Genomic DNA, 26,468 nt, shown 5'->3' on the forward strand with positions numbered 1-26,468 from the left:
CTAGCGCGGCAACCGCACCGTGAAGGTGGCACCCGCGCCCGGTGCGGTGTCCACGGCGACGGTACCTCCGTGCCGGTCGACGATGCCGTGCACGATCGAGAGCCCTAGTCCCGCACCGCCGCTGCCGCGACTGCGGGACGAGTCGGTGCGGTAGAACCGCTCGAAGACACGGGACGCCTCGCCCGGCTCCATGCCCGGTCCGGTGTCCGCGACCTGCACCTGCGCGCAGGCATCGTCGGCGGCGATCCGCACACGGACCGCGGCGTCGTCGGGAGTGTGCCGCAAGGCGTTCGAGACCAGGTTGGTGACCACTTGGTGTAGCCGGTCACGGTCACCACGGACGGTGACGGCTCCGGCGGGGTCAGCACCGGCGATCTCGATGTCGATGTCGCGCCCCGGTTCTCGGGCCTGCGCGGCGTGCACCACATCCCCCGCCACATCCGCCAGGTCGACGGGCTCCGAGGCGAGCGGCCGGCGCGCATCCAGGCGCGCGAGCAGCAGTAGATCCTCCACGAGCAAGCCCATGCGCTGAGCCTCGGATTCGATGTGGCACATGAGGAAGTCGATATCGCCGGAGGCGCCTTGACGGTACAGCTCGGCGAATCCTCGGATCGATGTGAGCGGGGTGCGCAGCTCGTGCGAGGCGTCGCCCACGAACCGCCGCATGCGTTCCTCGTCGGCGCGGGCCCGTTCCTCCGACGCCGCGACCTGACCGAACGAGTCCTGCACCTGGTGCAGCATGGTGTTGAGTGAGGCCGCCAACCGCCCCACTTCGGTGTTCGGCGGCGCATCCGGCACACGTCGGGTCAGATCGCCCGCCGCGATCGCCTCGGCCGTGGCTTCGACCTGCTCCAGCGGACGCAACGAGCGGCGCACCACCAGGTAGCCGACACCGCCCGCGATGGTGAGCACTCCGCCGCCGATCAGCAACTCCAGGACGACCAGCGTGTTCAGCGTGGAGTTCACTTCGGTGAGCGTGACCGCGACGAAGGTGACGCCGAACTGCGAATGTGACTGCACCACGCGCCATTGCGGGCCGTCTTTGCGCACCGAGTCGACGGTGACCGCGTCGCCGCCGAGGTCGTCGATACCGGTCAGGTCCGGTTTATCGGTGAAATCGGGGTTGCTGATCTGCAACTGGCTGCCGTCGGGGAGGAAGGTCGCCTGGAAGAAGCGTGTGGGCGGCCCCCCGCGCGGCGGTTCAGGGAAGTTCCGCGGCTTCGGGCGGGCCCAGGTGTCGGCGGCCTGCCGCAGCGCCTGATCCTCGCGGGCGATCAGTTGATCTTTCATCGCTGCGGTGAGTGCGGCACCGGATACCAGTAGTCCGAGGAAGACCAGCCCCACCACCACCGCTACCAGCGAGAAGCGCAGCGGTATCCGGGCGGCCAGTCCGGCTCGGGTGGCCATCGAGCTACCGCGGTTCACGCAGCACGTACCCCACACCGCGCAGCGTGTGGATCAGCCGTGGCTCACCGGTGTCGACCTTGCGGCGCAGATACGACACGTACGACTCCACCACGTTCACGTCGCCACCGAAGTCGTAGTGCCACACGTGATCGAGGATCCGCGGTTTCGACAGTACGACACCTGCATTGACCATGAAGTACCGCAGCAGGGTGAACTCGGTGGGCGAGAGCGAGACCAGCTCCCCGGCCTTCCACACCTCATGCGTCTCATCGTCGAGTTCGAGATCGGCGAATTTCAACCGGGTGATCTCTTCTTTCTGCCCGAACCCACTGCGCCGCAGCAGCACGTTGATCCGGGCCACGACTTCTTCGAGGCTGAACGGCTTGGTCACATAGTCGTCGCCGCCGAGTGTGAGGCCGGCGACTTTGTCCTCCACCGAGTCCCGCGCAGTGAGGAACAGCGCGGGCGCGTCGATGCCGTCCTGCCGCAGCCGTTTGAGCAGGCCCAGGCCGTCCATGCCCGGCATCATGATGTCGAGCACCATCACATCAGGGTGGAACGTGCGCACCCGGTCGAGCGCCGACGGCCCATCCTGGGCCACGGTCACGTCGAATCCTTGGAACTTGAGGCTCACCTGCAGCAGTTCCCGAATACTCTGCTCGTCGTCGACGACGAGCACCCGCGGCTGGAAGTCATGTTGCGCACTGGACACACCGCCATCGTGCCCCCGCGCCCGCCGAGCGGTCTGACAGGTCGCTGGCAGTTTCCTGTGAACCGGTCCACATCGTTCGGGGCCACGGCCCGCCGGCCGCAGCCCGAGCATCATGCGCGCGAGCGCAGGAACTGCAGGATCTCCGGAGTCACGGGGTCCACGAGGTCGGCGACCTCGTCGTGCTTGCTGACGTACTTGGCCACGAGCGGGCACACCGCGACCACACGCTGTCCAGCAGCCCGGGTATCGACGAGCGCGTCGTGCACCAGAATCGAACTGAGCCCACGGCCGGAGAACTTCTCGTCAAGCTCGGTGTGCGGGAAGATGCGCTGCTCACCGCGGTCGATGAAAACGGTGAACCCGGCGAGTTCGCCGTTCACGGTGATTTCGTAGCGCCCGGCATCGTCGTTGCGGGTGACGACGTTCTGGTCCTGCGATTCGGTCACTGGGGGCTCCTCTTTCGTGGCTTGAGTCGGGTGGTGGGCAGCGGCGGGGCGGGCAGATACTGATCGTCTCGCCAGCCGTCCACACTGCCGAAACGCGCGTCCCGCGCCTGCCATTCCTCGCGGTAGCGGGCGATGTCCTCGTGGCTGCGGCCGACGAAGTTCCACCACATCACGATGTCCTCGCCGAACGGAGTGCCGCCCAGCAGCACAGCGCGGGCGGGTTCATCGGTGGGGTTGTGCACCCGGATTCCCCCGAGTCCGGTGCCCACGTAGCCGAGATCACCGCGAGTGAGAGCGACACCGTCGAACAGCAGGCGCTCGGTGTCGAGCAGGACGCCGTGCTCGAAGTCCGGATTCACCGCGAGCGCGACCCGCGCGCCCGGGGCGAGTACGAGTTCGGCACCGAGCAGCGGCGTCGCGGTCGAGACCTCGGCTGCGCTTCCCGCGAGCTCACCGATGAACACCTTGACCGTTCCGCCGGGCCCTTCGACACGGACGTCGGGCAGGACGACAGTGGGCGGCGCGTAATGCTGGAAACCGTTGTGTGCATCGCGAACCCGGTCCGGGAGAGCGAGCCACAGCTGTACTCCGTGCAGGCGCTGCGTGGCCGGAGTGGAGACCTCGGAGTGGCTGATACCGAAGCCGGCGGACATGAGGTTGAGCTCGCCCGGGAGCACCGGCGCGTGCACACCCGCACTGTCGCGGTGCTCGATCTCACCCTCGAACAACCAGCTCACGGTTTGCAATCCCGTGTGCGGGTGCGGCGGGACGTTCATACCGCCGGTGGCACTCACATCGTCGGGACCGTAGTGATCGGCGAAGCACCACGCGCCGATCATCGACCGCTCATGGGTGGGCAGGGTGCGCCGCACCGTCATCGCTCTGGGACCGCCCAGCGGGACCTCGCGGGCGGCGATCACCTCGACCGTGCTCGCACCGCCCCCGGCGGTGCATTCGATCTCCTGCGGATCCGGGTCCACGTTGCTCATGGAACTAGCCTAGAGGCATGGCAGCGGAACGCGTTCGGATCGACAAGGCCTCACCGGAGACCTACAAGAAGCTGATCGAGGTGTCGACCGAGGTCGGCGCGGCGGCTGCGGCCGCGGGCCTGAGCCGGACGGTGGTGGAGCTGGTGAATCTGCGGTGCTCGCAGATCAACGGCTGTGCGTACTGCCTGTCGCTGCACCACGACGCCGGGATCGCGGCGGGCCTCACGGAGCAGCAGATCGCGGTGCTGCCCGCGTGGCGCGACGCCCCGGCACTGTTCGACGATCAGCAACGAGCGGCGCTCGAGATCGCCGAACTAGTGACGAACCTTCCGCCGCACCACGCCGCCGATATCGCGTACGACCGCGCGACGGATGTACTCGATACCGAGCAGACCGCCGCGCTGATCTGGGCCGCCATCGCGATCAACGCCTTCAACCGGCTATCGATCGTGAGTGGCTACGAGGTGCGGAAGACGGCCGGCAGCGGCCGGGACCGGTCGACCGTGGCGTGATCCGGATGCCCGCCATCCGCGACACCGAGTGTCCACCCCGGGACGGATGCCGAAGCCGCTCCCGGATGGTTGAGTGGTGCTCATGACAGAGCGGATCACCAGCTTCCAACGCGCGGGACTGACCTTCCCGGTGGTCGACACCGGTCCGATCGGCGGCGAGATCGTGGTGCTGCTTCATGGCTTCCCCCAGACGCCCACGTCCTGGGAGGGCACCGCGGCGGCGCTCCACGAACGCGGCTACCGCACCGTGATCCCCTGGCAACGTGGATATTCCGCGACGGCGAAGCCGAAGCGCCGCTACAACTATCGCAGCTCGGAGTTGGTGGCCGATATCGCCGGACTACTGCGGCTGACCGGGCCTGCGCACCTCGTGGGACACGACTGGGGCGCGGCGACCGCGTGGCAGGTGGCTGCCGAGCACCCCGCGGCGGTGCGCACGCTCACCACCGTTTCGGTGCCCCATCCGATGGCCTTCCTGCGCTCATTCATCAGTTCTGATCAGGCGCTGCGCTCGTATTACATGGTGCTCTTCCAGATCCCGGTGCTCCCGGAACTGCTCGCAGCGCGGCGGCCGGACCTGTTCGCGCGCTTCCTCCGCCGCTCCGGAATGCCCGAGGAAGCCCTGAATCTGGTGTTCGACGAAATCGTCTCGCCCGGACTATTGGGCGGCGGACTCAATTGGTATCGCGGCATGCCCTTCGTGGGTACACGTCCGCCGAATACCTCGGTGACCAGCCCGACGACGCACGTGTGGAGTTCCGGTGACATCGCACTCAGTCGCAAGGGGGCAGAACTCGCGCAGGAGTACGTGGACGCCCCGTTCCGGCTCGTCGTACTCGACGGTGTCAGTCACTGGATCCCCGACGAGCGACCCGACGAACTCGCCGAGCTGATCGTTGAGAACGCAACGGCGCATCCGTCGGAGTGATCAGAGGATGCGCTGCATCAGAACGAGATCGAGCCAGCGCCCGAACTTGATGCCCACCTGCGGCATTTGGCCTGTTACTCGGAAACCGAGCTTGCGGTGCAGCGCGACGGACGCGTGGTTCGACTCTTCGATCGCCGCCACCACCACGTGCACGTCGGACTGCTGCGCCCGCTCGATGAGCGCGTTCATCAGGGCCTCGGCGATGCCGCGCCGGTAGAAGCCGTCGGCCACGTACACCGAGTTCTCGACGGTGTACCGGTAGCCCGTCTTGCTGCGAAAGGGACCGTAACTGGCGTAGCCGCCGAGCTCGCCATCGACGATCGCGACCAGGACGGGGAAACCCCCCGCGCGTCGCTCCGCGAGCCAGGCCGTGCGCTCGGCCAGATCAGCCTTCTCCTCGGACCAGATGGCAGTGGAATTATCCACGGCATCGTTGTGGATGACGAGAATCGCCGGCAGGTCGGAGGGCTGGGCGTCACGGATCTCCATGCCGTGCATCGTATGCCTTCGCGCCGGCGACGGCGACGGCGATCACCGGTCGACGCAGACCGTCGGCAGGTCGAACCAGCGCAGGTGATCGAAATCAGCCGACAATGCGGCCGATGCGCTGATATCCGGAGTGGATACCGCGAAGATCGCCTGCGCCTCGGCCAGATAGCCCGCGAGCGCGCTCTCCGGTGCACGGTCGTCGTGCTGGGTGTAGGTCATCCGGCCCGCTTCGTCGTAGCCCACGTCGGTGAGCCGAACGGGTGGCTCGATCGCACCGCGACGGTGCCGCCACAGGCCGGAGTCGGGTTCGAACCGGTAGTCGGGCAACAGACGCCAGCCTTCGCGAGCCACCATCAGCACCGCTTCGACGAGGTAGTCGAAGACCTGCTCGGAGATGAAGTAGTTGAAGTTCACGCGCACCCAGCCGGGCTTGATGCCCTCGCAGCCTCGCGAGATCTCCTGCTCGAACTCGCGGGAATGGTCCAGGTCGATGCCCAGCAGCCGGTGCCCGTACGGTCCGGCGCAGGAACAGCCCCCGCGGGACTGGATCCCGAACAGATCGTTGAGCAGCGCCACGACGAAGTTGTGATGCAGGAACTTCCCCGAAGGCGAGCGCACCACGAAGGACAGGATGGAGAGCCGGTCGGCGTCGAGGTTGCCCAGGATCTCGATCGCCGGTTCCGCCTCCCAGCGCCGCACGGCCCGCCGCAACAGGTTCTCCTCGTGGGCGTGGATCACATCCACCCCCACCTCCTGTTTGAGGCCGAAAACCAAGCCCGCGCGGATGGATTCGACGATCGCGGGGGTGCCCGCCTCTTCGCGCTGGGCGGGATCGTCGACGTAGCGATGGTCATCGGGATTGACATAGGTCACCGTGCCACCGCCGGGAACGACGGGGACACGGTTGCTCAGCAGCTCGCGGCGGACCACGAGAACGCCCGGCGTGCCGGGGCCACCGACGAACTTGTGCGGACTGAGGAAGATCGCGTCCTTGAACGCGCCGGTCGATAGCGCCCGTTCCGGGTCCCCGTGGTACATCTCGATGTTCACGTACGGGGCGGCGGCCGCGAAGTCCCAGAACGAGAGCGCTCCGTGCGCATGCAGTAGGGCGCTGATGCGGCTGGTATCGCTGAGGATGCCGGTCACATTGCTCGCTGCCGAGAACGAGCCGATCTTCAGTGGACGGTCGGCGTAGCGGTCGAGCTCCGCGGCGAGGGCGTCGATATCGATGTGTCCGTCGGCGTTCTGTCCGATCACCACCACGTCGGCGATCGATTCTCGCCAGGGCAGCTCGTTGGAGTGGTGTTCGTACGGTCCGATGAAGACGACGGGGCGCTCCGCGGCGGGGATCCGATCGGTAAGCCCGTACTGGCGATCGAGTCCGTCGGGGATCCGCAGCCCGAGAACGCCGACCATCTTGTCGATCGCCCCGGTGCAGCCCGAGCCGGTGAAGATGACGACCGTCTCGTCGTCACCGCCGACCGCATCCCGGATGATACGGCGTGCGTCCTCACGCAAACGTGTCGTCTGCAAACCGGTTCCGCTCGATTCCGTGTGCGTGTTCGCGTACCGGGGAAGCACCTCGTTGCGGATGAAGTCCTCAATGAAGGTGAGCGACCGGCCCGATGCCGTGTAATCGGCGTAGGTCACACGCCGCGGACCGAACGGCCCCGGAAAGACCTGATCGTCACCGATGAGGCTGTCGCGGATGCGGCCCAGGATCGGCGGTTCGGGCAGGTCTCCAGCGTGCGCCATAACAGCGGCCTCCGATCGTCTCGTATCCCCCGGGTGGGATACCTCGACGATAGCGGCGCCCGCCGCGGCACGCCTCTGCCCCGACAGACCTTCACCGAACCGTCACGCCACAACCGTGGTGTCGGGATCGTCAGTCTGCGACGATGCGTGGCACCTCGGATGCGCGGGACCGGAACTCCGGAACACGCTTGTCGAGGAATGCCGCCACTCCCTCCTTGCCGTCGCCGATCGACGTGTAATACATGCCCAGCGAGTCGGCGAGGTGCTGCTCCAGCGGGGTCGCGGCGCCCAAGCCGCGGTAGATGAGTTGCTTGTTGATCGCGACGCCGACCGCCGATCGTCCCTTCACCCACGACCGCGCGAGTTCCTGGGCCGCGGGCACCAGCTCGTCGGGCTCGTGGACGCTGCGGACGAGCCGTCCCTCACGGGCCTGCTCGGCGGTGAGGATATCGGCGGAGTACACCCACTCCAGCGCCGTCGCGGGCCCGACGATGCGGGGCAGGAACCAACTGGAGCACGCCTCCATCACGATGCCGAGCCGACCGAAGACGAAGCCGATTCGCGCCTTCGTGGATGCCAGGCGGGTGTCCATCGCCAGCGTCATGGTGGCGCCGATGCCGACGGCCGGCCCATTGATCGCGGCGATCACCGGCTTGGGCAGCGAGTAGATCGCGAGCGTCAGCTTGCCGCCGGTATCGCGCACCCCGTCCTGGAACGGCGGCTCGTCGTACGCGGCGGCGAACGCCTCCGGCGTCGGTGGGTCGATGGTCTCGTCCAGGCCGAAGACGTTGCCCTCACCGGTCAGGTCCATGCCGGCGCAGAAGGCACGGCCGGAGCCGGTGACCACGACGGCGCGGATCTCATCGCTCCGCGCGTGGACCTCGAAGAACTCCGTCAGCTCACGCGCCATCGTCACGCTGAACGCGTTGAGCTCATCCGGCCGATCGAGCACCAGCGTGGCGATGCCGTCGTCGTCGATGCTCCAGCTGATGGTCTGATACGAATCAGTCATGGCGGTAACGATATGCTGTGCAACAGTGGCCGCACGGCCACATGCCTCCCTAGCTCAGTGGTAGAGCACCGCTCTTGTAAAGCGAAGGTCGTCGGTTCAATCCCGACGGGGGGCTCCACAGCTTCGTCGCCACACGCTGGCTGCCGACTCGTCGCAGCCGCTCTTCCACCGATGAGTCGGCACCGCGAGCCACGCTGAAGTCCGGAGTCGAGCTTCCGAAGGAGAATAGGGTTCGTCCATGATCTGGAATCTGCTCTCCGCAGTCGGAGCGATCGCCGCCGTTGTCGTAGCTGCAGCCGGAGCGACCTCATCATCCCGGAAAGCAAACCGAGCAAATCGCCTAGCGAGCGAGGCGAATGCGATCGCGCGAGAAGCGCGTGCCAGTGCCATGATGACTGAGGCCGACCGATGCATCAGGTCGCTAGCGCTCGTCGACAGCCGCTTCCAGCACATGTGCTCGGAACACCTGCCCGAAAGGCGATTCACCGAAGAGCAACAACTTCGGGGATCCAAGGAAGCGCTGTCCGTCTACGTTCGGTACTGGGGCGAAGCAGTCGAGGAATCCCTGGGACGGGCGCGCACCCTCATCACTGATGAGGCGCTCGTACAGCAGTTCACCAATCTTCACAGCCAGGCGATTGACGTACTGACGCTCATGACCGATCTCGAGGGCACACTCACCGCGTCAGAGCCACGCGAGTCATACGCGCTCGCGCGGGAGAAGCTCCTGACGGCGGCGCAGGAACACGTCGCGGCAACCAACGCGTTTCGCGATTCGATCCGAACGCGTGGAGCGCAGCCTCAGCAGATGCCGCTCGACCCGACCAGCCGCGAAAACGGCCAGGATGCGCGCTGACCGCCCCGGGGGTGACAACGGTGTTTGTGGGGTGAGACGCTGACGGTCGGTACTGCAGCGATCGAGGAGGTCCCCCGAAGGTGAAGCTCGCCCTCCGCAACCGTCTCGCCCACGGCGTCCAGGCCCTCACCGGCCGGCGCGCCGCCACCGCGGACACGGCCGGGATGCCCGTCGTCACTCCCCTCCAGCCCATCGACCTCCGGGACACGGAGACCGTCGGCGAGGTCCTGGAGGTGGCGATGAAGGTCGGCGAGGTGCTGCTGGATTCGGGGACGGGCGCCGTCGATACCGAGGCCCAGGTGCGCTACGTGGCCGCGACATACGGCATCGACGACTGCACCGTGACCGTCACCTACAACGCGATCACCGTGTCCGTGCAGCGCGGGCGGGGCCTGCCACCGTCGACCTACCTGCGCACGGTGTACCACCGCTCCCTCGACTACACCCGGCTCGCGCAGGTCGACACTCTCGTCCGGCGGATCGGCCGCGGCGTCGTCCGGCCCGACGAGGCGCAGCGCGAGCTCGAGACGATCATGACCGCAGGGCACCCCTACCCCCGTGCCGTCGCGACGCTGGGCTGGGCCCTCATGGCCGGAGCCCTGACTCTGCTGCTGGGCGGCGCCGCGACGCTGGCCGCGGTCTCGTTCGTCTCCACCGCGCTGATCTACGCCGTCAACGTGCGCCTCGGGCAGCTCGGACTGCCGTACTTCTTCCAGCAGGTGGTCGGCGGTTTCCTGGCGACACTGCCGGCCGCGCTGATCTACCGGCTCTCGCTGGCCTACGGCTGGGAGGTCGAGCCCTACCGGATCATCGTCTCGGGGATCATCGTTCTCATGGCGGGCCTCTCGCTGGTGGGCTCCGTGCAGGACGCGATCACCGGCGCACCCGTCACCGGCGCCGCGCGGTTCTTCGAGGTGGTGGTGTTCACGGGCGGCGTCGTGGCGGGCGTCGGTATGGCACTGCGGGTCACCTCCGAGCTGGGCGCCACCTTGCCTCCGTTGCAGCAGGCACCGTTCGACTACGCGCCGCTGCCGATCCTGGTGGTGTCGGGCGGTGTCGCCGCCGCGGCGTTCGCACTGGCCGGTTACGCCCAGATGCGGGCCCTGACCACGTCGTTCCTGGCGGGCTGCGCGGGCGCCCTGGTGGCCGGATCGATGCTCAACCTGGGGCTGGGGCCGATCGTCGCGTCCACCGCCGCCGCCAGCGTGGTCGGTCTCGCCGGTGGCCTCCTGGCCCGCCGCGCGGTGGTCCCGCCGATCATCGTGGCCGTCGCGGGCATCACGCCGCTGGTACCCGGTCTGGCCGTCTACCGCGGTCTGTCCGAACTGATGGCGGGGCAGACCACCGCCGCGCTGTCGAACATGGCGACCGCGCTGGCCGTGGGCTGTGCGCTGGCCGCCGGCGTCACCTTCGGTGAGTGGGCGGCCCGCACGATCCGGCGGCCGCGGATCGCCAAAATCACGTTCCGACGCGTCCGCGGGTAAACTGTTTCCGGTTGTCAATTACTAGCGAAGGTGTGCAGATGCCCCCGAAGACGACGGATATCAGCGACGAGGATCTGGAGCCCGTAGCCGACGAGACCGCCCATCAGGCCCAGCGGGTCGTCGCCGCGTACGCGGAGGACGCCGACGAATGCCGGATGCTGCTGTCGATGCTGGGCATCGGCCCCAAGGAGGCCTAAGCCACCGTGGCCGCCGCTGAGATCTCCCCCGAAGGTGCCGAGTTCATCGTGGTGGCCAACCGGCTCCCCGTCGACGTGGAACGGGCGCCCGACGGCACCCTGACCTGGAAAGAGGCCCCCGGTGGCCTGGTGACCGCGCTCAAGCCCATCCTCAGCGCCCGTAACGGCGCCTGGGTGGGCTGGCCCGGTTCGCCCGATGTCGGCGGCGAGCCCATCGAGGGCGAGGACATGCTCCTGGTCCCGGTCAAGCTCAGCGCACAGGAGGTCGAGGAGCACTACGAGGGCTTCTCCAACGGCAGCCTGTGGCCGCTCTACCACGACGTGATCGTCAAACCCGAGTACCACCGCGAATGGTGGAACACCTACGTCGAGGTCAACCGCAGGTTCGCGGAGGAGACCGCCAAGGTCGCCGCGAAGGGCGCCACCGTCTGGGTTCAGGACTATCAACTGCAGCTCGTCCCGAAGATGCTGCGGATGCTGCGCCCCGACGTGAAGATCGGGTTCTTCCTGCACATCCCGTTCCCGCCCGTCGAACTGTTCATGCAGATGCCGTGGCGGCGCGAGATCATCGAGGGCATCCTCGGCGCCGATCTGGTGGGATTCCACCTCCCCGGCGGCGCGCAGAACTTCCTCTACCTCGCCAACCGCCTGGCCGGCTACCCCACCAGTAAGAACACCATCGGCGTGCGCTCGAAGTTCGGCGTGGTCACGGTCGGCTTCCGCTCCGTGCGCGTCGGCGCCTTCCCGATCTCCATCGACTCCGCCGAACTGGCCGCCACCTCGAAGCTGCCGGAGACCCGCAAACGGTCCCGGGGGCTGCGCAAGGAACTCGGCAATCCCGAGAAGATCATGCTCGGTGTCGACCGGCTCGACTACACCAAGGGCATCGACGTGCGGCTGCGCGCGATCGGTGAGCTCTACCGGGAGGGCCGCCTCGATCCGGAACGCCACGTTTTCGTGCAGTTGGCCACCCCGTCGCGCGAGCGGGTCGAGTCCTATAAGGCGATGCGCAACGACATCGAGCGGCAGGTGGGCCGCATCAACGGCGACTTCGGGCGCGTCGGGCACCCGGTGGTGCACTACATCCACAAGCCGGTGCCGCGGAATGAGCTGGTCGCCTTCTTCGGCGCTGCCGACGTGATGCTGGTGACACCGCTGCGTGACGGTATGAACCTGGTGGCCAAGGAATACCTGGCCTGCCGCACGGATTCGTCGGGCGCCTTGGTGCTCAGCGAATTCACCGGTGCCGCAGCCGAACTGCGTCAGGCGTACCAGTGCAACCCGCACGATCTGGAGGGTGTGAAGAACGCCATCGACGAGGCCGTGCATCAGGATCCGGAGGACGGTAAGCGTCGCATCCGGACCATGCGCCGCCAGGTGCTGCAGTACGACGTGGACCGCTGGGCCCGTTCCTTCCTGCAGACCCTGTCCGGTCAAGTCGACGAGGCCCCACCGAAGTGACCGCCGCAGCGACCGGGCTGCGCGCGGCGCTCGCCGAATTCGCCGCACTGCCCACGGTGCTCGTGGCCACCGATTACGACGGCGTGGTGGCCCCGATCGTCTCCGATCCGGCGGCCGCGTTCCCGCTACCGGGCACCGTGGACGCTCTCACCGCTCTGGCCGGTCGCACCGGTGTCGCGGTGGCGCTGATCTCCGGTCGCGACCGGGCAACGCTCGCACGACTTTCCGGCGTCACCTCGCCCATCACCACCGTCGGCAGCCACGGCGCCGAGTGGGAGGACGGACTCGAGGGCGCCCTCGACGACGCCGCCCGGGAACGCCGCGAGGTGGTGCTTGCGCAGCTCCGGGAGATCGCGGCGGACTTCCCCGGCGCGGCCGTCGAGCCCAAGCCGCTGGGCGGGGCGCTGCACGTACGGAACGTAGCGGCCGGCAACGGCTCGGAGGCGATCGACCGCGCTCGACGGGGCCCCGCCGCCCTGCCCGGCGTGCACGCCACCGACGGCAAGGCGGTGCTGGAACTGACGGTGCTGGAGGCCTCCAAGGGCCGGGCCCTCACGGTGCTGCGCGAGCGCACCGGCGCCGATGCCGTGCTCTATCTCGGCGACGACGTGACCGATGAAAAGGCCTTCGCAGTGCTCACCGCGTCCGATGACGTCTCGGTGAAGGTGGGCGACGGCGCGACCGCAGCCCGCTTCCGCGTGGATACCCCGGAGGCCGTCCGGGCCGTCTTCGACGAGCTGCTGACGCTCAGGACATAGCCACCAGCGCCGTCGGATCATCCGGCGGGGCAGCGAATTCCGCGGTGGCATCGACGGTGAGGCGATCCAGCCGGATGGAGCCGCCGTGGTTGTCGAGGAAGGCGATATCGGCCGCATCGCGACCGGTGGCGATCCGCATCATGGTGGCGCGCGGCGCGAGGGCGGTGGCGTCGAGCACGTACCACCGACCGTCCACCAGCGCCTCAGCGACGGCGTGGAAGTCCATCGGATCGCAGCCCGGAGCGAACACCGCGGTCATCCGCGCCGGCACCTTCAGCGCTCGCAGCAGCGCGACCGTCAGGTGAGCGTAGTCCCGGCACACCCCGGCCGAGGCGAGCAGCGTTTCCGCGGCGCCGTCGAGCGGGGTGCTCACACCCGGCAGGTAGTCCAGTCGCTGGGCGACGAACTCGCGCACCGCGATCGCCTTCTCCGCATCGGTCGTCAGGTCCGGGAACTGTGCGCCGGCAAAGCCGAAGAAGCGATCCACGGGGGCATACCGGGAAGGACGCAGATACAGCGAGTGCAGGTAGTCGTCATGCGGTTCGGGCAGGGCCCGCCCGGTCACATCGGCACGGTACTCCAGGTGCGCCTCACCGCCACTGACGTGTGCGCGGTGGATACGGGCGCCGTGCGGTCCGTCCACCTCGTGCACGGGGTGCGGTGCACCGTCGACGGTGAGCCGCAAGGACTCCCGGACCTCGAGACCGGGGACGCGGGCCAGCGTCACCTGGTACTCGAGCACGGTGGGCGCGAGCACGGTGCACGCGACATCGGCGGAGACGGTCCGCCCGGGACCTAGGTGCGGTGCAGAGCCGACATCGATTGCCATGTGGGCCAGTCTATGGCCCAGTCGTAGATGTCTCCGTCGGCGGCCGACAGCTCGATCGAAGTGCCGCTCACCTCCACCGGATCGCCGTAGATCGCACTGCGGAAATACGACTCGGCGTCTGCCAACGACAGATTGATGCAGCCGTTGGTCACGTTGGACGCACCCTGGTTGCCCACGGTTTGCGGGTTGGCGTGAATGAATTCGCCGTTGTTGGAGATCCGCACCGCCCAGCGCTCACGCACGTTGAAGTAGCCGGCAGCGGGATTCGACATGGCGAAGTCCTCGTGCTTCTCGCTCACCACGTGAATACCGGAGCGGGTCACGTTGCGCGGCAGGTCGGCCTCACCGTAGGAGCAGGGCAGGTCGAGGTACACCTGGTCGCCCCGCATCACCCGGATCCGGTGCGACGGTGCCGAGGCCTTGACGATCTGTGCCCGGCCGATGGTGAATTCGCTGGTGACGTCGGCGGCGCCGTACACCTGATCGCCGTGGTCGAGGCCGTACAGGGCGCCCTGCATGGCGACCTTCGTGCCGGGGGCGTAGTACTCCTTGGGCCGCCAGTGCGCGCGGGATCCGTTGTCCTCGGGGAGCCAGGCCCAGGCGCCCTCGGTCGGCGGGGTGGTGGTCACCTTCAGGGCACGTTCGACGGCCGCCTTGTCGCGGACGGTGCCGGAGAACTTGAGGATCAGCGGCGCCGCGATCCCGACCTCGGCACCGTCGGCCACGTTGACCACCACCGACATGGTGGAGTCCGGGTCGACCACCGAGACGGTGTGGTCGAGCGTGGTCCAGGTGCCGCCCGGACCGTCGGCGAATCCCGACCAGCGGTACGTCGCGCCGTAGCCGAGCGGCTCGGCAGCGGTGTAGGTGGTGCCGTCGGGCGTGGCGGCGACCTTGACCGACTTGCCGGTGGCGATGTTGGTGAGCGCCACGCCGGGCCGTAGCGTGCCGCCCTCGGCTTTCACGGAGACGGTGCTGAGCGGTCCGGGTTTGGTGTCGCCTGTCGGGGTGTAACTGAGGGTGGGTGCCTGCGCCTTCGACTCCACGGAGCCGCCGGACCGGGTGCACGCGGCGGCCACAGCGGCGACCGAGGCGACGGAGACACCGAGGAATGCGCGCCGCCCGAGGGGCGCGCGAAGCATGTCGAACATCTAATGGATTCTACCGGGCGTTGCTGGGAGGTCACTGCCGACCAGGACCGGCTCCGGATGCAGCTCGACTCCGAATCGGGCGAATACCCCATCTCGGACTTCGGCCGCGAGGGACAGCAACTCGGCCGTGCTGCCGGCGCCCCGGTTGGTAAGCGCAAGAGTGTGTTTGGTGGACAGCGAGACACCGCTGCGGCCGCCAGAGTAGCCCTTGCCGAATCCGGCTCGCTCGATCAGCCATCCGGCGGACAGTTTCACCCCGTCCGGGGCCGGGTACTGCGGTGGCGTCTGCCCCGTGGCGGCCTCGATCCGGTCGATCACCCGAGGTGCGTCCACGGCCGGGAGCACCGGGTTGGTGAAGAACGAGCCCACGCTCCAGGTGTCGTGGTCGGTTTCGTCGAGCACCATCCCCTTGCCGCGGCGCAACGCGAGGACCTCCTCGCGGGCGGCGTGCGGGTCCACGGTGGCGCCCGGCTGCACCCCGAGAGCGCGGGCCAGCTCGCCGTACCGGATGGGGGCGCTGGCGCCGTCGGTGAGGGCGAAGCGCACTGACAGCACGATGTCGGAGTCGGAGGCCTTCAGTCGCGAGGTGCGGTACGCCAGTCGCAGGTCGGCGGGCGGCACCCAGGCGGTTTCACCGGTGGCCCGGTGGTACAGCTCGACGGCGTCGAGCCAGGCCGAGACCTCGACCCCGTACGCGCCCACGTTCTGCACGGGGGTCGCGCCCGCGGAGCCGGGGATACCGGACAGGCACTCCAGGCCGCCGAGCCCAGCACCGACCGTGGCTGCGACCACCTCGTCCCAGAGAACGCCGGCGAACGCGGTCACCCTGGTGCCGTCGATCGCGACGCCCCGGCCGGTGAGGTGCACGACGGTGCCCTCGAAACCCGCGTCGGCGATCACCAGATTCGAGCCGCCCCCCACCACCAGAACGGGTTCTCCGGCGGCGTCGCAGCGCGCGACCGCGGCGGCCACCTCGGCGCCGGTGGTGCACCGCACGTATCCCCGCGCCGGCCCGCCGAGGCGCAGCGTGGTCAAGTCCGACAGCAGTATCGACACCCCGCAACGGTAACGTGTACTGCCATGACCACCCGCCTCGAGCGCTCGCTCGACTACGCCACCAGCCCGGCCGCCCTGCACGCCGCATTCACCGACGAGCAGTACTGGCCCGCGCGGGTGGCCGAGGTGGGCGGCGATGACGCGAAGATCACCGAGCTCGCCGTGACCGGCGACGCCGCGAACCCGGGCGGCCGGTCGGCGCGCGTGGTGGTCACGTACACGATCGGCGCCGACAAGCTGCCGTCGGTGGTCACCGCGATCAAGCCCGGCGGCCTGCAGATCGAGCGGATCGAGGAGTGGGGACCGTTCGACGGTGCCCGGTGCGCGGGCACCTTCTCGGCCACCATCGACGGTGTGCCGGCGCATCTGTCGGGCAGCGCCGTTCTGGAGGCGGTTCCCGGTTCCGACGGTTCCGCCGCCCGGATCACCGCCGCCGGCGAGGCATCGGTGTCGATCCCGTTCGTCGCCTCCAAGGTGGAGTCGCTGGTGATCGAGAACCTGCAGGAGCTCATGGAGAACGAGCGCGAGTTCACGCTGCAGTGGATCGCTGACCACCCCTGAGCTGTAAGGTTCTCGGACATGGCACGACGTCTCAGCTATTCGGCGCGCTTCCCGTTCCCCGCCGAGGTCTTCTACAACGCGTACTCGTCCAAGGAGTACTGGGACGAGAAGATGACGGACTTCCGGAACCTGACCCCGCTCTCGGAGATCTCCGAGTTCGACGTGGACGACGTGGACGACGAGGGGATCACCGTCGTCCAGAAGCAGAACCTGCCGCACGAGTACCTGCCGCCGATCGCGCAGGGCGTGGTGAAGAAGGACATGATCATCACGCGCCAGGAGTTCTACGGCGCATGGGACGGCGAGCACTCGCTCGGCGACTACAAGGCGTCGATCCCCGCGGGCCCCGGGTCCCTCAAGGGGGAGTGCGACCTGTTCAACACCGAGACCGGCTGCACCATGCGGTACACCACGGTGGTGAAGGTGTTCGTGCCCTTCGTGGGCACCAAGTTGGAGCAACTGATCCTGATCAACCTGGTGGACCTGTTCCGCGCCGAGGCCGAGTACCTCAAGTACTGGGTCGATAAGAACAACTGAGCGGCGTGCCCTCCCCCGAGGGACGGATCACTCGCGGCACCACCGGGCTCAACCGGCTGCGCCGCAGCGACCGCTGGTCGGCGCACTCCCCTGCCGTGGCCCGCGCGCTCGACGGGCCTGCGCCGCTGGCTGTCGACCTCGGCTACGGTGCGCGTCCGAACACCACCCTGGAATGGGCCTCCTGGTTGCGGCGCGTGAGCCCGTCGGTGCGGGTGACCGGGTTGGAGATCGATCCGGAGCGGGTGGTCCCGGGCCGCGACGGCGTCGACTTCGCCCGCGGTGGGTTCGAGCTGGCCGGGCTGCGCCCGAACCTGGTGCGCGCCTTCAATGTGTTGCGCCAGTACGACGAGGCCGAAGTGCGCGGGGCCTGGTCGATGGTGATCGACCGGCTCGCCCCGGGCGGCGTGTTCATCGAGGGAACGTGCGACGAACTGGGCCGGCGATGCTGCTGGATCACCCTCGACTCGTCCGGGCCGCGCACCCTCACGCTGGCCTGGCATCCCGGGTACACCGATCACCCGTCGGAGCTGGCCGAGCGGCTGCCGAAGGCCCTGATCCACCACAACGTCCCGGACGAACGGATCCACACCCTGTTCTCGCTGGCCGACGAATGCTGGGACCACGCCGCCGGGTACGCGCCGTACGGCAACCGGGTCCGCTGGCGCGCCGCCGGGGCCGCGCTGGCGGAACGGACCGGCGGCGCAGCACGGCCTCCGCGCCGCCCGGTCCGCGACAACCTCCTCACCGTCGACTGGTCGTTCGTCGCACCGTAGTGGCGCGCGGCGTCGCCTTCCAGGGCTTGGACGCGGCCTCGCCTGCGACGGCACCAACAGAATTCGTGAACGCAGACGACGATCCCCTATCGAACACGAGTCAGTAGTGTGGTGCGCATGACAACGCTGACCGTCGCGCTGGCGCAGATCGAGGCCACGTCCGACCCGGCGTCCAACGCCGGGCTGGTCGAGGACGGCCTGCACCGTGCCGCGGAGGCGGGGGCGGGACTCGCCGTCTTCCCCGAGGCCACGATGTGCCGGTTCGGTGTTCCCCTGGGGCCGGTGGCGCAGCCGCTGGACGGCCCCTGGGCCGAGCGGATCGCGGCCGCCGCGGCGCGGACCGGGGTACACGTGATCGCGGGAATGTTCACCCCCGGATCCGACGGCCGGGTGCGCAACACCCTGCTCTGCGCCGCCCCCGACGGCAGCCGCACCGGCTACCACAAGATCCATCTCTTCGATGCCTTCGGTTTCGCCGAATCACGCACCGTCGAACCCGGGGACCGCGCGGTCACGGTAGACGTGGACGGTGTCACTGTCGGGCTCAGCACGTGCTACGACCTGCGTTTCCCCACATTGTTCACGAGCCTCGCCGACGCCGGCGCACGGGTGATCGTGGCGCCAGCCTCGTGGGGCGACGGCCCCGGCAAGCTCGACGCCTTCACCACGCTCGCCCGCGCCCGCGCGCTCGACAGCACCAGCTTCGTGGTCGCCGTCGACCAGGCGCGGCCCACGGCACCGGACCCCGACGGAGCCCCTCGCGGGGTGGGCGGCTCGCTCGCCGTCGCGCCCGACGGTGCCGTGCTCGCCGCCGCGGGCGACGCGCCGGAACTGCTCGTCGTCGACCTTCCGCTCGACCGGATCGACACCGTTCGCGCGGCGCTCCCGGTGCTCGCCAACCGCAGGGACTTCACCGTCGACTGACGGACCGTCCCGTACCTACCCACCTTCCTTCGATGAATGAGGAACAATCGCAGCCGATGGATACGAACCCGAACGACCCGCAGCGTCCTGAGCCGCAGATCCCCGATAACTCCGGCCCGTTCCAGCCCGGGCAGCAGCCCGCGCCCGGCGGTTGGGAGCGCCCGCAGCAGCCGCCACGGCAGCCGCAGCAGCCGGGCCCCGAGCGGATCGGCGGACCACAGCCGGAACAGCCCGGGCGGCACGCGCAGCCCCAGCCGGGTTCGGATCAGACGGTGCCGCTGCCGGCCAGCCCGCAGCAGGTCCCGCCGCAGCAGACGGTGCCGATGAGCGCGGCCACTCCGCCTGCCGGCCCCGGCGGTCCCGGCGGTCCGGGCAACCCCGGCCCGATGAATGTGGGCCCCTCGCAGCCACCCGCACAGCGCTCGGAGAAGTCGAAGTCGAAGATCATCGGTCTCACTGCGGCGGGACTCGTCGCCGCGCTGGTGATCATCCTCGTCGGCTCCGAACTGTATTTCCGGAACAGCGTCAGTAGCTGCCTGGAGGACAACGTCAAGAACGGCACCAAGGCCAACAACGTTTCGGTGAGCTTCTCCAAGACACCGATGGTGCTGCAGCAGCTCAGCGGCAAGATCCCGTCGATCAACATCGACGCCCAGGGCCTCAACGCCACCGACGGGCTCAACGCGAACATCCTGCTCAAGGGCGTCGATCCGGGCGGCGACAACCGGGTCGACGAGGCCGTCATTCAGGGCACCTTCACCGCCGACGGCATCAAGAACAAGGTCTCGCAGACGGGTGTGCTGACCAACCCCACGGTGAATCTCAACACATCCGCCAGCCAGATCGAGATCACCGGCACTGCGCTGATCGTGCCGATCACGGTGAACCTCAAGCCCACCCTCAAGGACAACAAGGTGGTGCTCACTGCGAGCAAGGCGTCGATCCTCGGTGTCGGTGTGCCGGACGATCTGGCGCAGCAGTTGATCAGTGCCATCGCCGACATCCCCACCCCGCAGGGCCTGACCGCCTCCGATCTGAAGATGACCGATCAGGGAGTCTCGGTGACCTACACCGGTAAGAACGTGCTGCCCAAGGACATCGAGAGCAGTGGCGATATGGGTTCTGTGAGCTGTTCGGTGATCTGATGCGAACCGGGGCGGCCGTCGCGCTCACCACGCGCGTGCGCTGGGCGATCATGCACGGCCTGCCCCGGTACGCCCTGCCCCGCCGCGCGGCGCGCGGGGATGTGATGGCGCAGATGCTGCTCGGCTACGCCGAACCCGGCTCCCAGTACGCCCAGTTCGACCGGCTGCGGGAAGCCGGAACGCTGGTGCGCAGCGAGGTCGGGATCACCACCGCCGACCATCATGCCTGCCGGGAGATTCTGCGGGACAAACGGTTCCGCACCGTCCAGCCCACGGACTTCGGCTTCCCCGGACCCCTGCGGCGGGTCCTGGAGCTCACCGAACTGGGCCTGCCGAACCCGGTCGAGCCGCCGTCGATGCTGGTCAGCGAACCACCCGCGCACACCGCCTACCGGCACCCCATCGCGCGCAGCTTCACGCCGAAGGCCATCGAACAGCTCACCGACCGGGCCCGCACCGTGAGCGCACAGCTGCTCGATGCCATGGCGGCCAAGGACTCACCCGACCTGGTGATCGACTACGCCGCGCGACTGCCCGTCGCGATGATCGGACGCCTGTTAGGTCTGCCCGAGGCCGACGACGACTACATGCTGGAGTGGGGCGAGGCCGCGGCACCCCTGCTCGACCCGGGACTGTCGTGGCCCGTGTACTGGCGCGCCGTCCGTGCACTGCGTGGCCTCGACGACTACCTGACCGCGCACTTCGCGCGGGTCACGGCGCAAAGCGGCGGAGATCACCCGTTCGCATTGCTGGCGGCGAGCGGCGAACTCACCGACCGGGAGTTGGTGACGAACGCCGCGCTGCTGATCGGCGCGGGATTCGAGACCACGGTGAACCTGATCGGCAACGGCATCGTCGCGCTGCTCGACCATCCGGAGCAACTGGCGCGGCTGCGCGCCGAACCCGACCTGTGGCCCAACGCAGTCGAGGAGATCCTGCGCTACTCCAGCCCGGTGCAACGCACGGCCCGGATCGCCGCGGAAGACGCCGAGGTACTGGGGATGCCGGTGCGGGCGGGCACCATGATCTCGCTGCAATTGGCCGGTGCCAACCGCGATCCGGCGGTCTTCGCCGATCCCGCGGTGTTCGACGTGGCGCGGCCCGAGGCGAAGAAGCACGTGTCCTTCGGCTTCGGCATCCACGCCTGCATCGGCGCGGCGCTGGCGCGGATGGAGGGCGCGGTGGCGTTGCGGGCGCTGTTCGAGCGGTACCCGGATCTCGCGCTCGACGGTGCCGGCACGCCGCGCGGGCTCTCGACGCTGTACGGCTACTCGTCGCTGCCGGCGCGGCTGTAGAACTACTCCGGGAAGCCGTCGAGTACCGCGCGGGTGCCCGAGAGGCCGAGGCGGTTCGCGCCGGCGTCGATCATGGCGCGGGCCGCATCGGCGGTGCGGATACCGCCGGATGCCTTGACGCCCACCGTCGGTCCCACCGCGGCACGCATGATGGACACGGCCTCCGCGCTGGCACCACCCGACGGGTGGAATCCGGTGGAGGTCTTGACGAACGACGCCCCGCCCTTGACCGACACCTTGCACACCTCGGTGAGGAGATCGGCACTGCCGAACTCCAGCAGCGCCGCCGACTCCACGATCACCTTGAGCACCGGGTCGGCGCCGATCGCCTCGCGCACGGTGAGCACATCGGCGAAGACCCGGTCCAGGTCGCCGGCGAGCGCGAGCCCCACGTCGATCACCATGTCGACCTCGTGCGCCCCCTCCTCGATCGCCATCCGGGATTCGGCGGCCTTGATCAGGGAGTGGTGCTTGCCGGAGGGGAATCCGGCGACGACACACGTGCGGGGTACCCAGCGACCGTCCGCCGCCGCGGCCTCCTGAGCGTCGATGGCGGCGCGCAGCGGCAGCATCGACGGGGACAGGCAGACGGCGTAGACGCCGAGCTCCGCACCCTCGCGGTAGGCCGCAGCCGCAGCCTCCTCGGTGGCCTCGGGCTTGAGCAGCGTGTGGTCGACGAGGGCGGCGACTTCGGATCGGGTGAGCACGTCTGAGACGATACCGGTCGTGACCCGCGACACCCGCTACGTCCTGACTCTCGGCTGCCCCGACACCACGGGCATCGTCGCGCGGATCTCGACCTTCCTCGCCGATGTGGGCGGATGGATCGTCGAGGCCGCCTACCACTCCGACGCCGATACCGGCTGGTTCTTCACCCGCCAGGCCGTGCGCGCCGACAGCGTCCGCATCCCGCTCGAGGAGATGCGCGCCCGGTTCGCCGAGGTCGCGGCCGATATCGGGCCCGAGACGGAATGGCAGCTCACCTCCACCGCCGAAACCAAGGACATCGTCGTCCTGGTGAGCAAGGAGGGGCACTGCCTGCACGACCTCGTCGGCCGGGTCGCCACCGGCGAGCTGGATGCGCGCATCGCCGCGGTGATCGGCAATCACCCCGAGCTCGGCGACTTCGTGGAGCGTCTGGGCATTCCGTTCCACCACGTACCCTTCCCGGGTGCGGGCGAGGACAAGTCGGCCGCTTTCGCGGAGGTCGCGCGGCTGACGAACGCGCTGCGTCCGGACGCGGTGGTGCTGGCACGATTCATGCAGGTACTGCCACCGGACCTGTGCGCGGACTGGGCCGGCCGCGCGATCAACATCCACCACAGCTTCTTGCCCTCGTTCATCGGTGCCCGGCCGTACCACCAGGCCTTCGCCCGCGGGGTGAAGCTGATCGGCGCCACCTGCCACTACGTGACCGCCGACCTCGACGCCGGCCCGATCATCGAGCAGGACGTGACCCGGGTCGACCATTCCGACGAGGCCAGCGACATGGTGCTCCGCGGCCGGGATATCGAGAAGGTGGTCCTCGCCCGCGGTCTGCGCTGGCATTTGGAGAACCGCGTCCTCGTCCACGGTCGCAAGACCGTCGTGTTCTCCTGATGCACCGCGCGAGTTAACCCGAAGTCTCCGTCGCCGTCGGCGGCCGCAGCTACGCTGCTGCGCGATCGAAGGAGACGGCCATGGCGGCACAGAAGTACGGGATCCAGCGCACCCGCTCCGCGCTGGCAGCAGGCCTGGCCGTGCTGTTCCTGATCGTCGGGGCGTTCCCAGCGTGGGCCGCCCGGGACGTGGTGATCACGTTCGTGCGGCACGCTCAGTCCGAGGCCAATGCCGGCGGCTTCTTGGGGAAGGGCGTGCACGATTCCGAGGCTCCGGGACCGGGCATCACCGCGACCGGCCGCGAGCAGGCTGCGGCGGTGGTCGACTCACTCGCCGCGGTTGGAGTGGACCGGATCTTCGCCTCGAACCTCGCCCGTACCTGGGAGACAGCGCGCCCGCTCGCAAAGCGGACCGGACTTGCGGTGGAGGTGCTCCCCGGTCTGCGTGAGATCAGTGCGGGCCCCGCGCAGGGACACAGCATCATCTCGCCTGCAACGGTGGTCATGGCGATACCCGCACTGTGGACCGTCGGCCTGCGTGCGGTGCCGATGCCGGGCGGCGACTACGACGCCAACGGCCGCGCGTTCGAGCGCCGCGTCAACGGTGCGATCCAGACCATCTACGATTCCGGAGCGCAACACCCGGTGGCCTTCACGCACGGCGGCACTATGCTGATCTGGACTCTGATGAACGTGAAGAACCCAAGCCTGTTCACCGTTCTCACCAACTTCCCGAAGAACACGGGGACGGTCACCGTGTCGGGAAATCCCGAAGACGGCTGGGTGCTCGAATCCTGGATGGGCGTTCCGGTCAGCAAGACTCCGGGGTTGGTCGACGGGGCCTTCGTGGCGGTCCGTGACCTGCTCACCCGGGTGGACGCGGCGCTGGTGCCGGATCGGAGCGCAAACGCGCCGACCTCCTCCGAGCCGACCGTTCCCGCCGAGCGGGAGACTTCCCCTGCGGAGACTTCCGCGCGGAAGAGCAGCGCACAGGAGAACACCGCACGCGAGGTCACGACGGAGGCCGGTGTCACCGCCGCCCCGAGCGCGACGGCAGCCGTTACGGCTACTAAAGAGACTACCGAAGCGCCGGCCGAGACCGCACCGGCCGCGGCAGCACCGGCCGAGACCGCACCGGCCGCGGCAGCACCGGCCGAGACCGCACCAGCCGAGACCGCACCGGCCGCGACGGCCGCGGCGGCGTAGGTTCTCGACCTACGCGGGGGCGGGGATCTCCTCGTCGACGATGGAGTCGAGGAGGGCGTTGAGCTTCTCGGGCTGCTCGATGGGCAGCATGTGCCCGGCGTCGCGGATCACCGCGAACCGGTCGAGGTGTCCGGTCAGGCGCAACTCGGCGGCGATGGTCTCGGCATCGGCGGGCGGAGTGAGGTGGTCGAACTGCCCCACCACCACCGAGGTGGGGATGGTCAGCTTCTGCAGGCCGTCGGTCACGTCGAGACCGGCGAGCACGCGCCCCCATTCGGCGCGGACGTCGGACGGGCAGGTGGCGACCATGTCCTCGGTGTAGCGGACCGCACCGTACGAGGAGTAGCCGCACAGGGCGGTGTAGCGCAGGACGGCGGTGTGGAGGCGGTTGTGCCGCACCTTGATCGGCGATCCCAGCACCGACGCGCCGAGACGGCCGACGGCGCGCGGTGCGAAGCGGTTCGCCGGCGCGAGCAGGGTGGCGCCGATGAAGCCGGGGACGGCATCACGCGCGTACGTCGAGACCAGGACCGCGTGATGAGCGCGCTCGGCGACCTCGTCGGTGTACTTGCCCGCCCACGCCATGATGGTGATGGCGCCCATGCTGTGCCCGACGAGCAACGCCTTGCGATCCTTGGGGACGGCCGCACCAAGCACCGCGTGCAGATCGTCGGCGAGCACGCCCGTGGTGTAGGCGAAGGCACCGGGCTCGGACTCACCGTGGCCGCGCTGGTCGTAACTGATCACCCGGTAGCCGCGGCCGACGAAGTGCTCGACCTGTCCGGGGAAGTTCGCCACGTTGCAGGTCCAGCCGTGGACGAAGACGGCCACCGGGCCGTCGACGGGGCCCCAGCTGCGCACATGCAGCCGGGTGCCGTCGCCCGAGACGACGAAGCCGTCGTCCCGCGGGCCGGCGTAGTCCTCGATCAGCTTCGCGCCCTGCGGCACGGCGGGGGCGCGCAGTACGAAGGCCGCGGCGCCCGCGGCGACGCCCGCGGCGCCGACTCCCAGGGCGCCGAGTGCACCGAGGGCGATCTTGCTGGATTTCTTCATGGAACCAACCCTACTAACTAAAACTCAATAGCGGGGACGCCGGACCTCGTCGAGTTTGGGGCGGGCGTCGAGCAGGTACACGAGCGAGCCGATCGCACCGATGATCACACCGGTGCCGTTCAGATAGGCCATCGCGAACAGCGTGCACACGACCAGGGTGATGATCCAGTAGTTCTTCTGCCACTTGCTCGCGGCGGTGAAGGCATCGGCGGGGGTGCGGGCGGCGTGGAACAGCGCGAACAGTCCCGCACCCACCACGAGCAACTGGACGAGGGTCAGCGCGACCGAGGTCATGGTGAAGTAGCCCGTCCAGAAAGTATTCATGTCACCAGAGTAAGGGTCGGGCGCCCGGCGGCAATGCCGCCGGGCGCCCGGACTCATCCATCAGTGATGCGGATTACTTGCTGTTCGCGACCTCGTCGGCAGCCTCGGCGGCCTCCTCGTTGGCGCGACCGACCAGCTTGGCGGCGCGCTCGCCGACCTGCTTGGCGGCGTCGGCGACCTGGCCCAGCGAGGACTCGGTGAGCTCGACGGCCTGGTTGTAGGCCTTGGTGGCCTGGCCGGTGGCGTCCTCGACGATCGAGCCCGAGGTGAGGCGCTCGAAGGCCGACTCGCCGCGCTCGGCGAGCGACTCGTAGATATCGGTGGCGACCTGGATGTACGCGGCGGCGACCTTGCGCAGCTCGTCCGAGGTGAACCGGGCGCGCAGCTCGTCGACGTCCTTGGGCAGGCCGTCCTTGGCGTCGGTCAGCTTGGCGGTCGCGGTACCGGCGGCCTCCTCGACCTTGGCCTTGGCCTCGGCGACGCGGGTGTCGAAGTCCTTCGACGCGTCGGTCGCGGCGGCACGCAACTTCTCGATGACCTCGGACACGGCCTCGTAGGCGTAGTCGCCGGCGCCGATCGTCGCGAACAGGGGGGTCTTCAGGGTCTGCTCAGTCATGGTTGATCTCCTTCAGTGCAGTCTCGTTCTCGCGGCGGAAGCTCTCGTATATCTCGAGAAGTGCCTGCTTCTGCCGCTCGGTGATGGCCGTGTCCGCTATCAGCGCGTCGCGCACCGGGGACTCCGGGCGCTCCTCGAGGATCCCGGCCTGCACGTAGAGCACCTCGGCCGACAGCCGCAGCGCCTTGGCGATCTGCCCCAGCACATCGGCGGACGGTCGACGGAGCCCTCGTTCGATCTGGCTGAGATACGGGTTGGATACTCCCGCCTTCTCGGCCAGCTGCCGGATGGACACCTCTGCCGCGATGCGTTGCGCCCGGATGAACTCGCCGAGACCCTCCCCGCTCGACTTCTCCTGCGGTTCGGCCTGGTCCGTCATATCCGGTCTCCCGTC

The 26,468-nt window shown here is 68.7% G+C and carries 30 protein-coding genes and 1 tRNA gene; 16 read left to right on the forward strand and 15 right to left on the reverse strand.

Annotated features, from left to right (window positions below):
- The 4 genes from TPAU_RS18155 to TPAU_RS18170 all read right to left on the reverse strand — a co-directional run bounded on the left by TPAU_RS18155 (nucleotide 1) and on the right by TPAU_RS18170 (nucleotide 3,554).
- Nucleotides 1-1,407, reverse strand: a complete 1,407-nt coding sequence (locus TPAU_RS18155; protein WP_013128204.1) for a sensor histidine kinase — start codon at nucleotides 1,405-1,407, stop codon at nucleotides 1-3.
- Between the two features lie 4 nt (nucleotides 1,408-1,411).
- Entirely contained in the window at nucleotides 1,412-2,119 is a 708-nt protein-coding gene (locus TPAU_RS18160) for a response regulator transcription factor (RefSeq protein WP_013128205.1), read from the reverse strand.
- A 110-nt stretch (nucleotides 2,120-2,229) separates the two neighbouring features.
- Complete coding sequence (locus TPAU_RS18165; protein WP_013128206.1) at nucleotides 2,230-2,565, reverse strand: GNAT family N-acetyltransferase; 336 nt, start codon at nucleotides 2,563-2,565, stop codon at nucleotides 2,230-2,232.
- A complete protein-coding gene (locus tag TPAU_RS18170; RefSeq protein WP_013128207.1) occupies nucleotides 2,562-3,554 on the reverse strand; it encodes a pirin family protein in 993 nt (330 codons plus the stop codon). The genes TPAU_RS18165 and TPAU_RS18170 overlap by 4 nt, the downstream gene beginning before the upstream one ends.
- A gap of 17 nt (nucleotides 3,555-3,571) precedes the next feature.
- On the opposite strand from TPAU_RS18170, the gene TPAU_RS18175 reads away from it, so the two are divergent.
- A complete protein-coding gene (locus tag TPAU_RS18175) occupies nucleotides 3,572-4,066 on the forward strand; it encodes a carboxymuconolactone decarboxylase family protein (protein WP_013128208.1) in 495 nt (164 codons plus the stop codon).
- 82 nt (nucleotides 4,067-4,148) lie between these two features.
- Nucleotides 4,149-4,994 carry an alpha/beta fold hydrolase gene (locus TPAU_RS18180; protein ID WP_013128209.1) on the forward strand — a complete coding sequence of 282 codons (846 nt, stop codon included), beginning with the start codon at nucleotides 4,149-4,151 and terminating at the stop codon, nucleotides 4,992-4,994.
- Here the strand turns inward: TPAU_RS18180 and TPAU_RS18185 are convergent, their stop codons facing one another.
- The 3 genes from TPAU_RS18185 to TPAU_RS18195 form a co-directional block, all read right to left on the reverse strand.
- Nucleotides 4,995-5,483 carry a GNAT family N-acetyltransferase gene (locus TPAU_RS18185; protein WP_041944494.1) on the reverse strand — a complete coding sequence of 163 codons (489 nt, stop codon included), beginning with the start codon at nucleotides 5,481-5,483 and terminating at the stop codon, nucleotides 4,995-4,997.
- A gap of 42 nt (nucleotides 5,484-5,525) precedes the next feature.
- A complete protein-coding gene (locus TPAU_RS18190; RefSeq protein WP_013128211.1) occupies nucleotides 5,526-7,238 on the reverse strand; it encodes an aminotransferase class V-fold PLP-dependent enzyme in 1,713 nt (570 codons plus the stop codon).
- Between the two features lie 130 nt (nucleotides 7,239-7,368).
- Nucleotides 7,369-8,250 carry a crotonase/enoyl-CoA hydratase family protein gene (locus TPAU_RS18195; RefSeq protein WP_013128212.1) on the reverse strand — a complete coding sequence of 294 codons (882 nt, stop codon included), beginning with the start codon at nucleotides 8,248-8,250 and terminating at the stop codon, nucleotides 7,369-7,371.
- A gap of 43 nt (nucleotides 8,251-8,293) precedes the next feature.
- Here TPAU_RS18195 and TPAU_RS18200 point away from each other — a divergent pair.
- The 6 genes from TPAU_RS18200 (at nucleotide 8,294) to otsB (ending at nucleotide 13,006) form a co-directional block, all read left to right on the forward strand.
- A tRNA-Thr gene (locus TPAU_RS18200) sits at nucleotides 8,294-8,368 on the forward strand.
- A gap of 120 nt (nucleotides 8,369-8,488) precedes the next feature.
- On the forward strand, nucleotides 8,489-9,106 hold the full coding sequence (locus tag TPAU_RS18205; RefSeq protein ID WP_147291111.1) for a hypothetical protein: 618 nt from the start codon (nucleotides 8,489-8,491) through the stop codon (nucleotides 9,104-9,106).
- 80 nt (nucleotides 9,107-9,186) lie between these two features.
- Nucleotides 9,187-10,590 (forward strand): threonine/serine exporter family protein, encoded by a 1,404-nt coding sequence (locus TPAU_RS18210; RefSeq protein WP_013128214.1) that lies wholly within the window; start codon nucleotides 9,187-9,189, stop codon nucleotides 10,588-10,590.
- Between the two features lie 38 nt (nucleotides 10,591-10,628).
- Nucleotides 10,629-10,787: a hypothetical protein gene (locus TPAU_RS23245; RefSeq protein ID WP_013128215.1), complete on the forward strand. Its 159-nt coding sequence runs from the start codon at nucleotides 10,629-10,631 to the stop codon at nucleotides 10,785-10,787.
- 6 nt (nucleotides 10,788-10,793) lie between these two features.
- Nucleotides 10,794-12,248: an alpha,alpha-trehalose-phosphate synthase (UDP-forming) gene (locus TPAU_RS18215; protein ID WP_013128216.1), complete on the forward strand. Its 1,455-nt coding sequence runs from the start codon at nucleotides 10,794-10,796 to the stop codon at nucleotides 12,246-12,248.
- Entirely contained in the window at nucleotides 12,245-13,006 is a 762-nt protein-coding gene (gene otsB, locus TPAU_RS18220) for a trehalose-phosphatase (protein WP_013128217.1), read from the forward strand. The genes TPAU_RS18215 and otsB overlap by 4 nt, the downstream gene beginning before the upstream one ends.
- On the opposite strand, the gene TPAU_RS18225 is transcribed toward otsB, so the two are convergent.
- The 3 genes from TPAU_RS18225 to TPAU_RS18235 are packed head-to-tail and all read right to left on the reverse strand — an operon-like array spanning nucleotide 12,996 to nucleotide 16,042.
- Nucleotides 12,996-13,835, reverse strand: a complete 840-nt coding sequence (locus TPAU_RS18225; protein ID WP_013128218.1) for a transglutaminase-like domain-containing protein — start codon at nucleotides 13,833-13,835, stop codon at nucleotides 12,996-12,998. The genes otsB and TPAU_RS18225 overlap by 11 nt on opposite strands.
- Nucleotides 13,802-14,986 carry a L,D-transpeptidase gene (locus TPAU_RS18230; RefSeq protein ID WP_013128219.1) on the reverse strand — a complete coding sequence of 395 codons (1,185 nt, stop codon included), beginning with the start codon at nucleotides 14,984-14,986 and terminating at the stop codon, nucleotides 13,802-13,804. Before TPAU_RS18230 ends, TPAU_RS18225 begins: the two co-directional genes overlap by 34 nt.
- Nucleotides 14,987-16,042 (reverse strand): UDP-N-acetylmuramate dehydrogenase, encoded by a 1,056-nt coding sequence (locus tag TPAU_RS18235; RefSeq protein WP_013128220.1) that lies wholly within the window; start codon nucleotides 16,040-16,042, stop codon nucleotides 14,987-14,989.
- Between the two features lie 24 nt (nucleotides 16,043-16,066).
- Here TPAU_RS18235 and TPAU_RS18240 point away from each other — a divergent pair, with 24 nt between their 5' ends.
- The 6 genes from TPAU_RS18240 (at nucleotide 16,067) to TPAU_RS18265 (ending at nucleotide 21,277) form a co-directional block, all read left to right on the forward strand.
- Nucleotides 16,067-16,603, forward strand: coding sequence for a DUF2505 domain-containing protein (locus TPAU_RS18240; protein WP_013128221.1), 537 nt, complete (start codon nucleotides 16,067-16,069; stop codon nucleotides 16,601-16,603).
- 18 nt (nucleotides 16,604-16,621) lie between these two features.
- Nucleotides 16,622-17,140, forward strand: coding sequence for a DUF2505 domain-containing protein (locus TPAU_RS18245; protein WP_013128222.1), 519 nt, complete (start codon nucleotides 16,622-16,624; stop codon nucleotides 17,138-17,140).
- Between the two features lie 5 nt (nucleotides 17,141-17,145).
- Nucleotides 17,146-17,913, forward strand: a complete 768-nt coding sequence (locus TPAU_RS18250; RefSeq protein WP_013128223.1) for an O-methyltransferase — start codon at nucleotides 17,146-17,148, stop codon at nucleotides 17,911-17,913.
- Nucleotides 17,914-18,039: 126 nt separating this feature from the next.
- Entirely contained in the window at nucleotides 18,040-18,837 is a 798-nt protein-coding gene (locus TPAU_RS18255) for a carbon-nitrogen hydrolase family protein (protein WP_041945244.1), read from the forward strand.
- Between the two features lie 56 nt (nucleotides 18,838-18,893).
- Entirely contained in the window at nucleotides 18,894-19,982 is a 1,089-nt protein-coding gene (locus tag TPAU_RS18260; RefSeq protein ID WP_041944496.1) for an LmeA family phospholipid-binding protein, read from the forward strand.
- Entirely contained in the window at nucleotides 19,982-21,277 is a 1,296-nt protein-coding gene (locus TPAU_RS18265) for a cytochrome P450 (RefSeq protein WP_013128226.1), read from the forward strand. Before TPAU_RS18260 ends, TPAU_RS18265 begins: the two co-directional genes overlap by 1 nt.
- A 2-nt stretch (nucleotides 21,278-21,279) precedes the next feature.
- On the opposite strand, the gene deoC is transcribed toward TPAU_RS18265, so the two are convergent.
- The gene (gene deoC / locus TPAU_RS18270) at nucleotides 21,280-21,996 is read right to left on the reverse strand and encodes a deoxyribose-phosphate aldolase (RefSeq protein WP_041945246.1); all 717 of its coding nucleotides are present in this window, start codon (nucleotides 21,994-21,996) and stop codon (nucleotides 21,280-21,282) included.
- A 7-nt stretch (nucleotides 21,997-22,003) separates the two neighbouring features.
- Here deoC and purU point away from each other — a divergent pair, with 7 nt between their 5' ends.
- Nucleotides 22,004-22,876 (forward strand): formyltetrahydrofolate deformylase, encoded by an 873-nt coding sequence (gene purU, locus TPAU_RS18275; protein ID WP_013128228.1) that lies wholly within the window; start codon nucleotides 22,004-22,006, stop codon nucleotides 22,874-22,876.
- An 80-nt stretch (nucleotides 22,877-22,956) separates the two neighbouring features.
- Complete coding sequence (locus TPAU_RS18280; RefSeq protein ID WP_013128229.1) at nucleotides 22,957-24,081, forward strand: histidine phosphatase family protein; 1,125 nt, start codon at nucleotides 22,957-22,959, stop codon at nucleotides 24,079-24,081.
- A gap of 9 nt (nucleotides 24,082-24,090) precedes the next feature.
- Here TPAU_RS18280 and TPAU_RS18285 read toward each other — a convergent pair whose 3' ends face one another.
- The 4 genes from TPAU_RS18285 to TPAU_RS18300 form a co-directional block, all read right to left on the reverse strand.
- Nucleotides 24,091-25,134 carry an alpha/beta fold hydrolase gene (locus TPAU_RS18285; protein ID WP_013128230.1) on the reverse strand — a complete coding sequence of 348 codons (1,044 nt, stop codon included), beginning with the start codon at nucleotides 25,132-25,134 and terminating at the stop codon, nucleotides 24,091-24,093.
- A 24-nt stretch (nucleotides 25,135-25,158) separates the two neighbouring features.
- The gene (locus TPAU_RS18290) at nucleotides 25,159-25,458 is read right to left on the reverse strand and encodes a DUF2516 family protein (protein ID WP_013128231.1); all 300 of its coding nucleotides are present in this window, start codon (nucleotides 25,456-25,458) and stop codon (nucleotides 25,159-25,161) included.
- 73 nt (nucleotides 25,459-25,531) lie between these two features.
- Nucleotides 25,532-26,074, reverse strand: a complete 543-nt coding sequence (locus TPAU_RS18295; RefSeq protein WP_013128232.1) for a hypothetical protein — start codon at nucleotides 26,072-26,074, stop codon at nucleotides 25,532-25,534.
- Nucleotides 26,067-26,453 (reverse strand): helix-turn-helix domain-containing protein, encoded by a 387-nt coding sequence (locus tag TPAU_RS18300; RefSeq protein ID WP_013128233.1) that lies wholly within the window; start codon nucleotides 26,451-26,453, stop codon nucleotides 26,067-26,069. The genes TPAU_RS18295 and TPAU_RS18300 overlap by 8 nt, the downstream gene beginning before the upstream one ends.
- Nucleotides 26,454-26,468 lie beyond the last annotated feature (15 nt).

It is taken from the genome of Tsukamurella paurometabola DSM 20162, from assembly GCF_000092225.1.
Lineage (GTDB): Bacteria > Actinomycetota > Actinomycetes > Mycobacteriales > Mycobacteriaceae > Tsukamurella > Tsukamurella paurometabola.

What these genes read in the sequence shown, in the direction of transcription:
- TPAU_RS18205 (WP_147291111.1), top strand. Translation starts at nt 8,489, where the DNA reads ATGATCTGGAATCTGCTCTCCGCAGTCGGAGCGATCGCCGCCGTTGTC.
- TPAU_RS18240 (WP_013128221.1), top strand. Translation starts at nt 16,067, where the DNA reads ATGACCACCCGCCTCGAGCGCTCGCTCGACTACGCCACCAGCCCGGCC.
- TPAU_RS18195 (WP_013128212.1), bottom strand. Translation starts at nt 8,250, where the DNA reads ATGACTGATTCGTATCAGACCATCAGCTGGAGCATCGACGACGACGGC.
- TPAU_RS18180 (WP_013128209.1), top strand. Translation starts at nt 4,149, where the DNA reads ATGACAGAGCGGATCACCAGCTTCCAACGCGCGGGACTGACCTTCCCG.
- TPAU_RS18170 (WP_013128207.1), bottom strand. Translation starts at nt 3,554, where the DNA reads ATGAGCAACGTGGACCCGGATCCGCAGGAGATCGAATGCACCGCCGGG.
- TPAU_RS18300 (WP_013128233.1), bottom strand. Translation starts at nt 26,453, where the DNA reads ATGACGGACCAGGCCGAACCGCAGGAGAAGTCGAGCGGGGAGGGTCTC.
- TPAU_RS18190 (WP_013128211.1), bottom strand. Translation starts at nt 7,238, where the DNA reads ATGGCGCACGCTGGAGACCTGCCCGAACCGCCGATCCTGGGCCGCATC.
- TPAU_RS18155 (WP_013128204.1), bottom strand. Translation starts at nt 1,407, where the DNA reads ATGGCCACCCGAGCCGGACTGGCCGCCCGGATACCGCTGCGCTTCTCG.
- TPAU_RS18225 (WP_013128218.1), bottom strand. Translation starts at nt 13,835, where the DNA reads ATGGCAATCGATGTCGGCTCTGCACCGCACCTAGGTCCCGGGCGGACC.
- TPAU_RS18185 (WP_041944494.1), bottom strand. Translation starts at nt 5,483, where the DNA reads ATGGAGATCCGTGACGCCCAGCCCTCCGACCTGCCGGCGATTCTCGTC.
- TPAU_RS18295 (WP_013128232.1), bottom strand. Translation starts at nt 26,074, where the DNA reads ATGACTGAGCAGACCCTGAAGACCCCCCTGTTCGCGACGATCGGCGCC.
- TPAU_RS18245 (WP_013128222.1), top strand. Translation starts at nt 16,622, where the DNA reads ATGGCACGACGTCTCAGCTATTCGGCGCGCTTCCCGTTCCCCGCCGAG.
- TPAU_RS18265 (WP_013128226.1), top strand. Translation starts at nt 19,982, where the DNA reads ATGCGAACCGGGGCGGCCGTCGCGCTCACCACGCGCGTGCGCTGGGCG.
- TPAU_RS23245 (WP_013128215.1), top strand. Translation starts at nt 10,629, where the DNA reads ATGCCCCCGAAGACGACGGATATCAGCGACGAGGATCTGGAGCCCGTA.
- TPAU_RS18290 (WP_013128231.1), bottom strand. Translation starts at nt 25,458, where the DNA reads ATGAATACTTTCTGGACGGGCTACTTCACCATGACCTCGGTCGCGCTG.
- TPAU_RS18260 (WP_041944496.1), top strand. Translation starts at nt 18,894, where the DNA reads ATGGATACGAACCCGAACGACCCGCAGCGTCCTGAGCCGCAGATCCCC.
- TPAU_RS18230 (WP_013128219.1), bottom strand. Translation starts at nt 14,986, where the DNA reads ATGTTCGACATGCTTCGCGCGCCCCTCGGGCGGCGCGCATTCCTCGGT.
- TPAU_RS18175 (WP_013128208.1), top strand. Translation starts at nt 3,572, where the DNA reads ATGGCAGCGGAACGCGTTCGGATCGACAAGGCCTCACCGGAGACCTAC.
- TPAU_RS18285 (WP_013128230.1), bottom strand. Translation starts at nt 25,134, where the DNA reads ATGAAGAAATCCAGCAAGATCGCCCTCGGTGCACTCGGCGCCCTGGGA.
- TPAU_RS18280 (WP_013128229.1), top strand. Translation starts at nt 22,957, where the DNA reads ATGGCGGCACAGAAGTACGGGATCCAGCGCACCCGCTCCGCGCTGGCA.